The organism is Kordiimonas aquimaris (genome assembly GCF_025574485.1).
Classification (GTDB): domain Bacteria; phylum Pseudomonadota; class Alphaproteobacteria; order Sphingomonadales; family Kordiimonadaceae; genus Kordiimonas; species Kordiimonas aquimaris.
This window is the reverse complement of sequence record NZ_JAOBPO010000001.1, coordinates 262212-275888: the sequence shown is the minus strand read 5'-3', so window position 1 is coordinate 275888 and position 13677 is coordinate 262212. Positions and strand designations below refer to the sequence as shown.

Annotated in this window: 16 protein-coding genes; 11 read left to right on the top strand and 5 right to left on the bottom strand. The window is 47.6% G+C overall.

Annotation, left to right across the window (positions count from 1 at the left end; all coding sequences use genetic code 11):
• Positions 1 to 59 precede the first annotated feature (59 nt).
• From rpmI to OEU88_RS01275, 5 genes are all read left to right on the top strand, one after another.
• Complete coding sequence (rpmI, locus tag OEU88_RS01295; RefSeq protein WP_262693292.1) at positions 60 to 257, top strand: 50S ribosomal protein L35; 198 nt, start codon at positions 60 to 62, stop codon at positions 255 to 257.
• Between the two features lie 34 nt (positions 258 to 291).
• The gene (rplT, locus tag OEU88_RS01290; protein WP_262693290.1) at positions 292 to 651 is read left to right on the top strand and encodes a 50S ribosomal protein L20; all 360 of its coding nucleotides are present in this window, start codon (positions 292 to 294) and stop codon (positions 649 to 651) included.
• 105 nt (positions 652 to 756) lie between these two features.
• Positions 757 to 1836 carry a phenylalanine--tRNA ligase subunit alpha gene (gene pheS / locus OEU88_RS01285; protein ID WP_262693288.1) on the top strand — a complete coding sequence of 360 codons (1080 nt, stop codon included), beginning with the start codon at positions 757 to 759 and terminating at the stop codon, positions 1834 to 1836.
• Entirely contained in the window at positions 1833 to 4232 is a 2400-nt protein-coding gene (gene pheT, locus OEU88_RS01280; protein ID WP_262693286.1) for a phenylalanine--tRNA ligase subunit beta, read from the top strand. The genes pheS and pheT overlap by 4 nt, the downstream gene beginning before the upstream one ends.
• A 116-nt stretch (positions 4233 to 4348) precedes the next feature.
• Positions 4349 to 5338 carry a methyltransferase domain-containing protein gene (locus tag OEU88_RS01275; protein WP_262693285.1) on the top strand — a complete coding sequence of 330 codons (990 nt, stop codon included), beginning with the start codon at positions 4349 to 4351 and terminating at the stop codon, positions 5336 to 5338.
• 11 nt (positions 5339 to 5349) lie between these two features.
• On the opposite strand, the gene OEU88_RS01270 is transcribed toward OEU88_RS01275, so the two are convergent.
• Positions 5350 to 6249, bottom strand: a complete 900-nt coding sequence (locus tag OEU88_RS01270; RefSeq protein ID WP_262693284.1) for a DMT family transporter — start codon at positions 6247 to 6249, stop codon at positions 5350 to 5352.
• Between the two features lie 133 nt (positions 6250 to 6382).
• Here OEU88_RS01270 and acs point away from each other — a divergent pair, with 133 nt between their 5' ends.
• From acs to OEU88_RS01255, 3 genes are all read left to right on the top strand, one after another.
• Positions 6383 to 8320: an acetate--CoA ligase gene (gene acs, locus OEU88_RS01265; RefSeq protein ID WP_262693283.1), complete on the top strand. Its 1938-nt coding sequence runs from the start codon at positions 6383 to 6385 to the stop codon at positions 8318 to 8320.
• A 6-nt stretch (positions 8321 to 8326) separates the two neighbouring features.
• Positions 8327 to 8992 carry a glutathione S-transferase family protein gene (locus tag OEU88_RS01260; protein ID WP_262693282.1) on the top strand — a complete coding sequence of 222 codons (666 nt, stop codon included), beginning with the start codon at positions 8327 to 8329 and terminating at the stop codon, positions 8990 to 8992.
• Between the two features lie 68 nt (positions 8993 to 9060).
• On the top strand, positions 9061 to 9903 hold the full coding sequence (locus tag OEU88_RS01255) for a class I SAM-dependent methyltransferase (protein ID WP_262693281.1): 843 nt from the start codon (positions 9061 to 9063) through the stop codon (positions 9901 to 9903).
• Between the two features lie 26 nt (positions 9904 to 9929).
• Here the strand turns inward: OEU88_RS01255 and OEU88_RS01250 are convergent, their stop codons facing one another.
• The gene (locus OEU88_RS01250) at positions 9930 to 10553 is read right to left on the bottom strand and encodes an alpha/beta family hydrolase (RefSeq protein ID WP_262693280.1); all 624 of its coding nucleotides are present in this window, start codon (positions 10551 to 10553) and stop codon (positions 9930 to 9932) included.
• A 120-nt stretch (positions 10554 to 10673) separates the two neighbouring features.
• Between OEU88_RS01250 and OEU88_RS01245 the strand changes: the two genes are divergently transcribed.
• The 3 genes from OEU88_RS01245 (at position 10674) to OEU88_RS01235 (ending at position 12554) form a co-directional block, all read left to right on the top strand.
• Positions 10674 to 11198 (top strand): SixA phosphatase family protein, encoded by a 525-nt coding sequence (locus OEU88_RS01245; protein WP_262693279.1) that lies wholly within the window; start codon positions 10674 to 10676, stop codon positions 11196 to 11198.
• A 127-nt stretch (positions 11199 to 11325) separates the two neighbouring features.
• Positions 11326 to 11805 (top strand): tetratricopeptide repeat protein, encoded by a 480-nt coding sequence (locus OEU88_RS01240; protein WP_262693278.1) that lies wholly within the window; start codon positions 11326 to 11328, stop codon positions 11803 to 11805.
• 59 nt (positions 11806 to 11864) lie between these two features.
• Positions 11865 to 12554 (top strand): hypothetical protein, encoded by a 690-nt coding sequence (locus tag OEU88_RS01235; RefSeq protein ID WP_262693277.1) that lies wholly within the window; start codon positions 11865 to 11867, stop codon positions 12552 to 12554.
• 18 nt (positions 12555 to 12572) lie between these two features.
• On the opposite strand, the gene OEU88_RS01230 is transcribed toward OEU88_RS01235, so the two are convergent.
• Genes OEU88_RS01230 through OEU88_RS01220 form a run of 3 tightly spaced genes read right to left on the bottom strand, consistent with a single transcriptional unit; the run spans position 12573 to position 13671 of the window.
• Positions 12573 to 12959, bottom strand: coding sequence for a Rieske (2Fe-2S) protein (locus OEU88_RS01230; RefSeq protein WP_262693276.1), 387 nt, complete (start codon positions 12957 to 12959; stop codon positions 12573 to 12575).
• Entirely contained in the window at positions 12956 to 13366 is a 411-nt protein-coding gene (locus OEU88_RS01225) for an EVE domain-containing protein (RefSeq protein WP_262693275.1), read from the bottom strand. The genes OEU88_RS01230 and OEU88_RS01225 overlap by 4 nt, the downstream gene beginning before the upstream one ends.
• 5 nt (positions 13367 to 13371) lie before the next feature.
• Positions 13372 to 13671, bottom strand: coding sequence for a YciI family protein (locus tag OEU88_RS01220; protein ID WP_262693274.1), 300 nt, complete (start codon positions 13669 to 13671; stop codon positions 13372 to 13374).
• Positions 13672 to 13677 lie beyond the last annotated feature (6 nt).

The following is a 13677-nucleotide window of genomic DNA, read 5'->3' as shown; positions in this document are numbered from 1 at the left end:
TATAAGGGCTGCCGAGGTTGCTCAAACTGATAACTCTTTACGCAATGTGAGGAAGCAAAATGCCCAAAATGAAGACTAAATCGAGCGTTAAAAAACGCTTTAAACTCACTGCCTCTGGTAAAGTTAAATCAGGCCAAGCTGGTAAACAGCACGGCATGATCAAACGTACCAATAAGCAAATCCGTAACCAGCGTGGAACAACTGTAATGAGCGAGCCTGATGCACGTATCATTAAACAGTTTATGCCGTACGGCTAAGTCCCACAGAATCTGAAGGTTAAGGAGAAATAAAATGGCACGAGTTAAACGCGGTGTAACTTCACACGCTCGTCACAAGAAGGTTCTTGAGGAAGCTAAGGGCTACCGGGGCCGTCGTAAGAATACAATCAAGGTTGCACGTCAGGCAGTTGAAAAAGCTGGTCAGTACGCATACCGCGACCGTAAAGCACGCAAACGGAATTTCCGTGCACTTTGGATTCAGCGCATCAATGCTGGTACCCGTGCACTTGGTTTGCCGTATGGTCAGTTCATGCATGGTTTGAAGCTTGCTGGTATCGAGCTTGACCGTAAAGTGTTGAGCGACCTTGCTGTGCGCGAACCATCTGCTTTTGAGGCGATCGTGGATCAGGCTAAGGCCGCCCTCGCCAAATAAAGCTGGTGCAACGCACTAAGTGACATTGAAGGGGGCCTGGCCGTTGGTTAGGCTCCCTTTGTTTGTTTATAGTTTTAATTTTGATCACAAAACCTGAGGAACATCATGCAAGAACAGATTGCATCCTTAAAGGCAGACATTAGTCAGCAAATCTCTGCAGCCGGTGATATGGCCGCGCTGGAAGATGTGCGTGTGGCAACACTTGGTAAAAAAGGCAGTGTATCCGGCCTGATGAAGGGCTTGGGTGGCATGTCGCCAGACGAGCGTAAAGTTGCGGGTCCGCTTTTAAACAGCCTTAAGGTAGACGTGGCAGACGAAATTGCGGCACGTAAATCTGTGTTGGAGGCTGCAGCCCTTGAAGAGCGCCTTGCGAGTGAACGTGTTGATGTTTCATTGCCTGTAATGGCTCATCCTTCCGGCAGCATCCATCCGGTTAGTCAGGTCATGGATGAAATTGCTGAAATTTTTGCAAGCCTTGGTTTTGATGTGGCTGAGGGGCCGGATCTGGAAACAGACTTTCATAATTTTACCGCTCTCAATATTCCTGCCGAACACCCTGCAAGACAGGATCATGACACATTCTATTTGAAGCCGGATGCGAACGGTGATCGCAAAGTGCTGCGCACACACACAAGCCCGGTGCAGATCAGAACGATGCTAAATGAAACGCCGCCTATTCGGATTATTGCACCTGGCCGCACGTACCGTTCCGATTCGGATGCGACCCATACACCGATGTTCCATCAGGTAGAAGGTCTGGTTATTGATAAAGACACGCACCTTGGTCATCTGAAGGGGACGCTTGAAGCATTTCTTAAAGCCTTCTTTGAAGTAGACAATGTGACACTGCGCCTGCGCCCTAGTTATTTCCCGTTTACGGAACCTTCCATGGAAGTGGATGTGCAGTGCAGTTTTGATGGCGGCAATGTTAAAATTGGTGACGGTAACGACTGGCTGGAGATTTTGGGCTCTGGCATGGTTAACCCGCGTGTGCTTGAGCACTGTAACCTTGACCCAACAGTTTATCAGGGCTTTGCATTTGGTTGCGGGATCGATCGTTTGGCGATGCTGAAATACGGCATGAATGATCTACGAGCTTTCTTTGATAGTGATCTGCGGTGGCTACGCCATTACGGTTTTAGAGCACTTGATCTGCCAACACTTGCTGGAGGGTTCAGCCGATGAAATTTGCAGTAAGCTGGCTCAAAGACTATCTGGAAACAGAAGCGAGCCTTGATGACATTGTTAAAACGTTAAACGCTGTCGGCCTCGAGGTTGAGGGTGTTGAAAGTCCTGCTGAAAAGCTTGCGCCGTTTAAAGTTGCTGAAGTTCTAAGCGCTGAAAAACACCCTGACGCTGACAAGCTGAAAGTATGCAAGGTGTCAGATGGCACCACTGAAATGCAGATTGTTTGCGGCGCACCGAATGCACGCACGGGTATCAAGGTTGTGCTCGGTCAACCGGGCGATTATGTGCCAGGCGTAGATTTTACGCTGAAGAAAGCAAAAATCCGCGGTGTCGAATCAAATGGCATGATGTGCTCATACAAAGAGCTTGAACTTGGTGATGATCATGACGGCATTATTGAATTAGATACCGATGCACCTGTTGGCGCGTCGTTTGTCGATTATGCCAAACTTGATGATCCGGTTATAGAGATTGCCATTACGCCAAACCGCCAAGACTGTCTTGGTGTATACGGAATTGCACGCGATCTGGCTGCAGCTGGTCTTGGTGCGCTGAAACCACTTGATACTTCAGTTGTAGAGGGAACATTCGACAGCGATGTCAGCGTGTCCATCGACCTGAGCGCTGATAAAGCGCATGCGTGCCCGTTGTTTATTGGCCGCAAGTTCAGCGGTGTTAAGAATGGCCCAAGCCCGCAGTGGCTTCAGGACCGTTTGCAGGCGATTGGTTTGCGTCCAATCTCGGCGCTAGTTGATATCACAAACTATGTTTCATACGACCTTGGTCGCCCATTGCATGTTTATGATGCTGCCAAGTTAAACGGTAATATTGTTGTCCGCACAGCTAAGCAAGGTGAAACCTTCCTAGCATTAGACGCTAAAGAGTATACCTGTGCTGGCGGTGAAACCGTTATTGCTGATGACAAGGATGTGCTTGGTTTTGCTGGTGTGATTGGCGGCGAAGATAGTGGCTGTACCGAAGAAACAACAGATGTTGTGCTTGAGGTTGCTTTGTTTGATCCTATTCGCACAACGATTACAGGCCGTGAGCAAGGCATTATAACGGATGCCCGTTACCGGTTTGAGCGCGGTGTTGACAGTCAGTTTGCCGAAAGAGGCATGGAAATCGCCAGTCGGATGATTGTTGATCTTTGCGGCGGGACGCCAAGCCGACCTTTCTCAGCGGGTGCAGTGCCTGTATGGGATAAAACTGTTTCTTTCCGACCTGAGCGTGTGCGCACATTGGGCGGCCTTGATCTGTCAGCAGACGAGTGTGTTGTTATCCTTGAAAAACTTGGTTTTCGGGTGGAGGGCAGCGCACCGTTCACTGTACATGTGCCTAGCTGGCGTGTTGATGTTGACGGTGAAGCAGACATTGTTGAAGAAGTGCTACGTATTCATGGATACGACGATATCCCCTCTGTTCAGTTGCCAGTGATAGATCATAAAGCTGGCACCACACTGAGTGCCCGCCAGAAAAAGTCACGTGCCGTAAAGCGTGTGCTTGCCTCAGTAGGGTTGCACGAGACCATGACATGGTCGTTTATGCGCCGTGATCATGCCGTTTTGTTTGAGGGTGGCGATGAAAGCCTTGTGGTTGATAATCCGATCTCAAGTGAACTGGATTGCATGCGTCCAAGTATTTTGCCGAATCTTGTTTCGGCTGTGCAGCGCAACAAAGACCGCGGCGCCTCAGGTTCAGCGCTATTTGAAGTAGGCCCTGCTTACCGTGATGACAGCGAAAAAGGCCAACAGTTGATTGCTGCTGGTGTGCGGGCTGGTGCACGGCATGAGCGCCACTGGGCATCGCCGCAACAATCAGTTGATGTGTTTGATGTTAAGCGTGATGCGCTTGCGGCTCTCGACGCTGCGGGTGCGCCGATATCTAATTTGCAAGTGTTTGCCGAAGCGCCGGGTTATTATCACCCTGGTCGTTCCGGTACACTGCGCTTGGGCCCCAAAAATATACTTGCCGCGTTTGGTGAATTGCATCCGGGTGTATTGCGCAACATGGATATAGATGCTGCTGTGGCTGGTTTTGAAGTAATGCTGGAAAACATTCCGGCTCAAAAGAAAAAAAGTGCCAACAAAGGTGCGCTTAATCTGTCAAACCTACAATCTGTAGAACGTGATTTTGCTTTCCTTCTGTCAACGGACAAAGCTGTTTCTGATTTGATTCGTGCCGTAAAAGGTGCGGACAAAACGCATGTTGAAGCTGTTTCCGTATTTGATGTATACGAAGGAAAAGGTGTACCTGAAGGGCATCGCTCAATTGCGGTTTCTGTTATTTTGAAACCGGTTGGTGAAACATTCTCGGATAAAGACATTGAGCAGCTATCTGAGAAGATTTGTGCTGCAGCGCAGAAAGCCGTGAATGCTGAGCTTCGCAGTTAACCAATAGTTATTAATTTCACGGTACAAGTAATGTTGGCCTGAGCACGGTAAAATACTGCCTGCTCGGGCTGCATATATCTGAGATATTGCACTTATAGTTAGTACAGGGTTCGGCATTGTCGGTAAAAAAGTCAAAAAAAGCATCAGCTAAAATGCCAATGGGGCTGCGCTTGAAGGCGTGGTGGGAAGGTTATGATCCTGATGAGATCAAAGACCGTATCGCTGCGCGTACATCTGTTGAAGAACCAGCACAAGCAGAAGAAACTAAATCCACTGATCAACTGACATCGGATAATATTGATCCGTGGGATGAAGAAACGGTTGATATTGCCCAATACATTTGGGGTAAGGGGTTTTGTGGCCCGGGCGGTCCTGAGTATATTGTAGCGCTTTCCAAACTTCTTGCTCTCAGCCCTGAAATGTCAATGTTGCAGCTGGGCGCCAGTATAGGTGGTCCGGCACGCGTTCTTGCAGACCGTTTTGGTGTCTGGATGACCGGGTATGAAGAATCTGCAACGCTGGTTGAAAAAGGCAATAAGCTGTCGAAGATGAACGGTCTCGAGAGAAAAGCCATTTTGAGCCAATATGATCCGGAAAATGTTGAAAGTTTTGATCGAAAATTTGACCGCGCTCTTTCGAAGGAGGCGCTTTTTACCATTCAGGATAAAAGTAACGTTATTGCTAAGGTGGAAGACAAACTGAAACCGGGTGGTTTGTTTTTAATGACTGAATATGTATTGGGTTCCGATGCTGCATTAGGTAGGGATCGATACAAAGAATGGGTGGTGGGCGAGCGTACGCACCCCTATCCTGTTTTAGCTGATGAACTGGTGGGAATGGTCAAAAAGAATAATTTGCAGGTTCGTGTGTCTGAAGACATCACGGTGCAATATATTGATATGATTACGCAGGCTTGGGCTGGTGCCGACGAAGTGGCGGCTAAACTTGCCAAGCAGGAAGATGGCACCCAGAAAATTCAGATACTGATGCGTGAGGCAGAATTTTGGACGCGGCGTAAGAAACTGCTTGAGCTTGGTGACTTAAAACTATGGCGTATCGTAGCGAACAAAAAATCTGGTGGCCCCTCCATGATGTCTGATTGGTAATAGCATAATTACTATTTTGCCAACTGACGTTTCCGGCCTTTCGTTTGTGTCACAGTGATGCCGGTTAATATTAAAGCTCCCCCTATTACATGCAACAGACCGAGCGTTTCACCAAATATGGTCCAGGCGAGTATAGCGGCGAACACCGGCTGAATAAGCAGCCCAACAGCACCGTATGCTGCCGGCACATGAGCAAGGCCATATATAATCAGGCTTTGCCCCATTACATGGCTGATCAATGCCAAGCCGACAAGTGGTCCCCACCCTGCTAGTGATTCAGGGATAAATGGACCCTCACTTAGTAATGCTGCCGGTAGTAATAAAAGGGCAGTGACAACGGCTGAGCCTAACATCAGTATGTGTGTTGGTACCTGGCTGCGTATTTTGGCTGCCGTGATTAAGTAACCGGTAAGTGCTAAGGCAGTTACAATACCCAGAATGTCGCCAACCAGATAATCAGGACGATAAGTAGCGTTTTGCCCCACCAGAAAACCTGCGCCAACAAGCGCAAGTGTAAGCCCCATCAGAAAACGGCGACTGAAGCGTTCACCAAAAAATAAAAAACCTGCGACAGCTGTCAAAACGGATGCCAAATTTGCCAAAAGCGTAGCATTAGCTACGGATGTTTCGGCAACTGACCAGTGCCAGAAAAACAAATCGGCAGCGAACCAGACACCAACCATTGTTATCTGAATCCAGACTTTCATCGTTATGGGCTTAGGCTGTGTTTTTTGGCGGCCGCGTGCAACAAGCGCTATAACCATAAATGCAGGAATGCTGATCATCACCCGCCAAAAGCCAGCAGATGTTGGTGCAACAGGTGCCAGTCGCATAAATATGGCTGCAAAACCGATGGCCATACCACCTACAAGAATGGCGATAATACCTGAATATGAACTGTGATTGCTCATGTGTTTCTCTTAAGTTTTCGTGGTTCTTGTTCTTAAGATTGTATAATTGACGAAGTGCAATATCATATCCGATACTGACTTAAAATATTTCATCTGCAAGTTAGGTGAATAGTCATAAAAGAGGATCTGTTACATGACTGATGACCTGATTTTTCCCGTAGATGCCAAAACTGCGGCTAATACATTATGTGATGCTGCATCATACAAGCAAATGTATGACAAGTCTGTCGCTGATCCAGATGGTTTTTGGCGCGAGCATGGGCGGCGCATTGACTGGATCAAACCATACACCAAAGTGAAGAACACAAGTTTTTCTGGAGATGTATCTATTCGTTGGTTTGAGGATGGTACACTGAACGCGTGCGTTAACTGTGTTGATCGTCACTTGCCAACAAAGGCAACTGATACAGCTTTGATATGGGAAGGGGATGATCCTGACCAATCTCAAGCTATCACCTATAACGATCTGTATGAAGCTGTGTGCAAGTTGGCTAATGGGATGCGGTCTCTTGGCATCAAGAAAGGTGACCGTGTTACCATCTATATGCCAATGGTGTTAGAGGCTGTGTATGCCATGCTTGCTTGTGCACGGATTGGTGCGGTGCACAGTGTTGTTTTTGGTGGTTTTTCCCCTGACGCGCTTGCCGGGCGAATTCTTGATTGTAAATCTGATTACATCATAACCGCAGATGAAGGTGTGCGCGGCGGCAAAGCAATTCCGCTAAAGGCAAATGTTGATGCGGCGTTGGCGCGTTGCCCTGATGTAAAAAGCGTGATTGTCGTTGAGAGAACAGGCGGCAAGGTCGATTGGGTTAATGGACGTGATGTTTGGTACCATGGCCTTGTTGCGGATCAACCGCATGACTGCCAGCCTGAAGAGATGGCGGCGGAAGACCCGTTATTTATTCTCTATACTTCAGGCTCAACGGGGCAGCCCAAAGGCGTGATGCATACCACTGGCGGTTATATGGTTTGGGCGTCCATGACCCACGAGTATGTGTTTGATTACAAGCAAGGCGAGACATATTGGTGCACTGCTGATGTGGGATGGGTCACTGGACATAGCTATATAGTTTATGGCCCGCTTGCCAACGGCGCGACATCACTCGTATTTGAAGGTGTACCTACTTACCCTGATGCGGGTCGTTTTTGGCAAGTATGCGAAAAGCATAAGGTCAATATATTTTATACAGCACCTACAGCACTGCGCGCACTTATGCGTTTGGGTGACGAACCCGTTAAAGCACATGATCGGTCCTCTATACGATTACTCGGTTCTGTTGGTGAGCCAATCAACCCTGAGGCATGGCTTTGGTATCACCGCGTTGTGGGAGAAGAGCGGTGTCCTATTGTTGATACATGGTGGCAAACCGAAACCGGCGGTGTGATGATTAGCCCGCTTCCGGGCGCAACTGACCTGAAGCCAGGCTCTGCCTCAAAGCCTTTCTTTGGGGTTCAGCCAGCTTTGGTTGATGCTGATGGTCGTTTTCTGGAAGGTGCAACATCTGGCAATTTGGTGATTAAAGATAGCTGGCCCGGGCAAATGCGCACGGTTTACGGTGACCATGAACGATTTATACAAACATATTTTTCTGCTTACGACGGTTTGTATTTTACGGGTGATGGGTGTCGCCGTGATGAAGATGGTTATTATTGGATAACAGGTCGTGTGGACGATGTTATCAATGTGTCAGGACACCGTATTGGTACCGCAGAAATCGAGTCTGCGCTGGTTGCGCACACAGGTGTATCCGAAGCAGCGGTTGTTGGTTATCCGCATGACATAAAAGGGCAAGGGATATACGCTTATGTGACGCCGCCTGAAGGTGTGGAGTTTAGTGAAGGTCTGCGCGCAGAGCTTGTTGCGTGGGTTCGCAAGGAAATTGGTCCTGTTGCCACACCTGATCTCATCCAGTTTGCCCCTGGCTTGCCTAAAACACGCTCAGGTAAAATCATGAGGCGGATTTTACGTAAAATTGCTGAGAATGAATTTGGTAATTTGGGTGATACATCAACTTTGGCAGAACCTGCTGTTGTTGATGATTTGATCGATAATCGCCTCAACAGGTAATATCTTATGATATCATTATATTCTGCAGCCACACCGAACGGCTATAAGGCATCAATCGCGCTTGAAGAGATGGGGCTTGAGTATAAGCTTCATGCTTTTGATTTGGGCGCTAATACTCAAAAAGAAGAATGGTTTCTTGGTATTAATCCCAACGGTCGCATCCCAGCAATTGTTGATCATGATAACAGTGATTTTGCTGTTTTTGAATCGGGTGCCATTTTACTTTATCTCGCAGAGAAAACTGGGGAGCTTATCCCGCATGAAGCGAAGGCGCGGTCTGTTGCGCAGCAATGGTTAATGTTCCAAATGGGCGGTGTTGGGCCAATGCAGGGGCAAGCACATGTTTTCTTTCGGTACTTTCCCGAAAAAATACCAAGCGTCATTGAGCGGTATCAGAATGAAACACGCCGACTGTATAGCGTACTAAATCGTCGTCTCAGTGAAAGCCCGTATCTGGCGGGGGATGCTTTCAGTATTGCTGATATTGCAAATTGGACATGGGTGCGCAGTTATGAGTGGGCCGGTGTTTCGCTGGAAGGATTAGATCATTTGAAGCGTTGGCTTGATGCCATTGCTGAACGTCCGGCTGTGAAGCGTGGCCTGTTGCAGCCTGTTCGCTCCGAACAGCGTGAGAAAGTCGTTAAAGCTGGTCAAAGTATGCTACAGCGTTAACTTGGTTTTGACTTTGATTCAGTTTTGTACAGTTTTATCGTCAATTTATCGGACTAAAGGTGGTTTATATGATGCGGCAACGCTTGACGTTTAGCGTAATTTTAATTTTGTTAACGACATGGTTTCCCGTTGCTGTTTTCGCCCAGCAAGATACAGACGCTGCTATTGAAGCAGCGTTGGCGAACTCTTTTCGCAAAGATAACGACCCAAAACGCGATAGCATGCGTCATCCGGGTGAGTTTTTCCGTTTTTTAGGTATTAAACCTTCAATGACTGTGGCTGAAGTTAATCCCGGCGGTGGCTGGTATAGCCGTATTTTGGCACCTTTCTTACGCCGAAATGGTCTTTATGTGGGTTTGGAACATCACCCTGATCAATATGCAAATTTTACCAACTTTGCAGCATCACTGCGTGCATACCCCAACAAAGTGGACCAGGACCGGGACATGTATGGTGACCGTGCAATCGCTACTTGGATACCTGCACGAAATGGCTTGCCCGTACCAGCCGAATCTGTAGATGCAGTGATTGCGGTGCGTGCATTACATAATTGGGTGCGTGCAAACTTCTTCGATAGTGCCGCGGACCAGGTGTGGCAGATACTGAAGCCTGGCGGTGTTTTTGGTGTGGTGCAACATCGTGCAGATGATGACGCTCAAGGGGATGCGCTTACGACAACAAGAAGTGGTCGCTGGAAGCAGGTGGAGTTGGTGAAGGCTATCGAATCTCATGGTTTTCGCTTGGTCGCGGTATCAGAAATGAATGCCAACGCCAAAGACACAAAAGATTATATTCACGGCGTATGGACGCTACCGCCGCGTTTCGCGCTGGGTGATGAAGACCGCGCTAAATATGCTGCTATTGGTGAGTCAGACCGTATGACACTTAAGTTTGAGAAAGTGGCACGGTAAAACCATTTCAACAACGTGCTTATCTTTTAAATCTTCCCATTGCCGAAAAATGACACGATAGTTTCAGTTGCGAGCTGCAGGTTTTCTGTATGCGAGCGCCCAGACCGTTTGCGAGGCGCGAGGTCATGGTTACCATCTGGTGCGATTGATACCGAAATATTCTTGGGTAATGAAAGTGTTTTCACCAATGCGTTTCCGCCAAAAGGGTCGCGCTCACCTTGCACTATTAATGTGGGAAGCGTGATACTGGGTAGATGATCAGTGCGTAATTTTTCAGGGCGGCCCGGTGGGTGAAATGGATAACCAAGGCATAAAACGCCGTCTATATGGGCATTGCCATTTGCTGCTATCATGCTGGCCATACGCCCACCCATTGATTTGCCGCCTATGATTAGCTTTTTGGGAGTATTCAGGGCGCTTATGGTATTCTCAAATGCTTCTAGCAATATAGGTGCGCGGTCGGGTGGTCGCTTTTTACCAGAAACCCGTCTCTCGGTCATATAAGGAAACTCAAACCTTACTACTTCAAAACCAACACTGCTCAGCCTCTCTACTATATCATTCATAAACGGACTATCCATGGGCGCGCCGGCCCCGTGTGCTAGTAGAAGTGTCGCGATATCGGGCTTTCCCTGTCTTAAAAAGTTCATCAATGTGTCCGATTTTCTTAAAGATTTACGCGGTGTATAGACATGGCTGCCTATCGATATTGTGACTTGCATGTACTGTCGTAGCAAGCCTATCTATGAAGATCACGTGAAGGGTGGTTAATGAAAACAATTTATTTTCTGCGTCATGCCAAATCCGATTGGAGCGATAGTACACTTAGCGATCATGCGCGTCCGCTAAACGCGCGCGGTCGGCGTGCTGCCGCTAAAATGGGTGTGTTAATGCAGCGCCTTGGTGTCGCGCCGGATCTGGTTTTATGCTCCACCGCCGAACGTGCAAAAGAGACCTTGGAGCGCGTTATGTCGGCTGGCGGGTTTGACTGGACTGTGAAGCATGAGCGTGGTTTGTACGGGGCTAGTGCCGATTCTATATTGAGCATTGTTCGTACTCAGGACTGCGAACATGAAAACCTTATGTTTGTAGGCCATAATCCGGGCTTTGAAGATATTATTTTAGGTTTAAGTGGTGCTGAAGAAACGGTAGGTGACTTGTTGCGGATAAAACGTAAGTATCCTACGGCGGCATTTTCAGTCATTGATTTTGATGTTGATACTTTTGCTCAAATTGGTCTGGGTGGTGGTTGCCTGACTCAGTTTATAAAACCTAAAGACAAAACCATAGTTTAGTTTTCGATTCACATTTCCTGTTATAGGATAACGCCTATTGTACTAGCTTATGTGCTGCGAACTTTGCTTATTTGCACACAATTAGCTATAATCACTTGTGTTGCGATTGATAGTGCAGAAGGCGGCCATGACTAAGGCATTATTGTTAACATTATTGATGTTTGTTTCAGCTTCTACTACTGGGGCTTGGGCAGATGTGACCAAAATTATTCTCCATCCATCAGACCTTATTCGGCGCGGCAATGACCATATCAAAAGTGGACATATATCCGAGGCCCGCCAAGCTTATGAAAGAGCATTAAAATCGAATCTTACCAATGCGCAACAAGCTAATGCCCATAATGGGTTATGTATTGCCAACATTCGTGAAGAAATTTGGGAAGACGCTATTATTCACTGTGATAAAGCGATTGACCTTGCCCCGCATAACTGGCGTTATTACAATAATAGAGGTAATGCTTATCTTGGTCTTGGACAGTATCAGGATGCAATGAAGGAATACGAAAAAGGGCTGCAGTTTGCGCCTAAATCGAGAACAATAAGAAAAAATATCGCACTAGCTCAGTCTCGCAGAAACCGCGACTCAGTCGACCAGCATGACAAATAGCGGTGTGATTAACGACAAACAGGATATATTTTTACCGCACATGTGTGTTGGATAAAAATATGACGGAGAATAAATTCGTGCGGGCGTTCATACGTTTTATCGGCCTTTTTGCATTTGTTTTAATAAGTGCCTGTGATGCTGCGGATCGGTTACCTTCTTCGCCGGGCGCACTTGTTGGTACACGTGCTTTTATCAAAATGCATGGTCAGGATGTTATTGCTGAAGTAACCGGCATTGAGGATAAGTTGGTTACAACAGAATTTCGTGACTGGCGCGGCGGACTTATTCGTGAAGTAAGCCTGTACCGCGGGTTGTTTCCTGTTGGCGGTGTTGATCAGGGGCTGCGCTACGAAACAACCATTGATGATAGTGTTCTGGAAGATATTTTTCCGCTGAAAGTTGGCAAAACGACAGGCGTTAAGGGCACGATGTTTTATGTTGAAGGCGGCCAATCAGCCGACTTCTGGACACACATAGAGGTTGTCGGCGAAAAGACCATCGACCTTAAAGGTGGCCCACAGCGAACACTTGTTATCGAAATGGATTGGGAATTTGAATGGAACGGCGTTAAGAGACGCAAGAAAGACACCATTTATTTTGACCCTGAACGTTCTATGGTGCTGAAATCTGTAGTACGCGCAGAAAATTATCAGAATTACTGGGTGGTATTTTCTGTTGAAGAACCTGAGCGTCCGGATGCGCCTGCAAGCCGTCAGCAACAACGCCGTTCTGGTACTGTAATGATCTAGCTATAAAACTGTAGAGTGTTACGCGCTGTATATGCTGCCGCTCCTGATGGTATGCGCTACTGGTCGTAATGTCTGTCCTACACAAGGGCCTCGCACACATATACCGCTTTCCGGATTAAACAGGGCACCATGTGTGCGGCATATAAGATATTTGCCAGAAGCGTCCAAAAAACGATGGCCAAACATATTGAGCGGTGTACCCGCATGAGGGCAATGATTGAGAAAAACACCAACGATATCGCCTGTTTTCTGAATCAGAATGCTCGTACGCAGGTCGCCTTCAGTGTATATTAGTTCCTTGCCACCGTGGTCTGGTAAATGATCTATATCAACAAGATGCGTACCTGTTTCGGGCCCTGCGGGTAACTCCGAAAGTTCAATTGGTTTTATGTTCGGTATTGTCACGCGAAACGAGCCATATTGTATATATGTTGGAACGCCTGTTCGCTTAGGGGCATAACTGATAGCCTGCTTTGACGTACAAGGGCGATTTCAGCAAGAGCGGGTTCGGCTTTTATTGCAGCAAGTGTAACTGGTGAAGCCGCGGTTTCTATTGCGGACAGATCAACCAGGCAAAAGCGTTCGGTTGCGTCCTCTGGGTCAGGGTAAGACGCTCTTGCAACAATGCAAAGTCCTACAACAGCTCGCTCTTTGCCTGAGTGGTAAAAGAAAACTTTATCCCCCACTTCCATGGCGCGCATGTTTTTCTGTGCCTGGAAATTGCGAACACCGTCCCACGGTTCCGAAGTGACGCCTAATTGATCTTGCCACGACCAATCCCCAGGTTCTGATTTAACCAGCCAATAATGCATCGATCTTAGCTTTCTTCACCCCACGCACCAATGGCGCGTTTCCAGGGCTGAATTTCCACACGGTCAAAAAGGCCTGCAGTGGTGTATGGGTCATTGTCAGCGAATAGCTGGACGGCTGCTTCACTTGCTGCATCTATAACGATTAGGCTGCCTAAAGGCTCAGGCTCTTCTCCGCTCGACATTATAGGGCCAGCAATTTTTACACGGTCACCTGCAGATTTCAGATATTCTACATGTGCCGGGCGTGTTGCCATTCGCAGGTCCACACTGTCGGGTTTGTCATGGCATAATATAGCGAATAGCATTTGTGT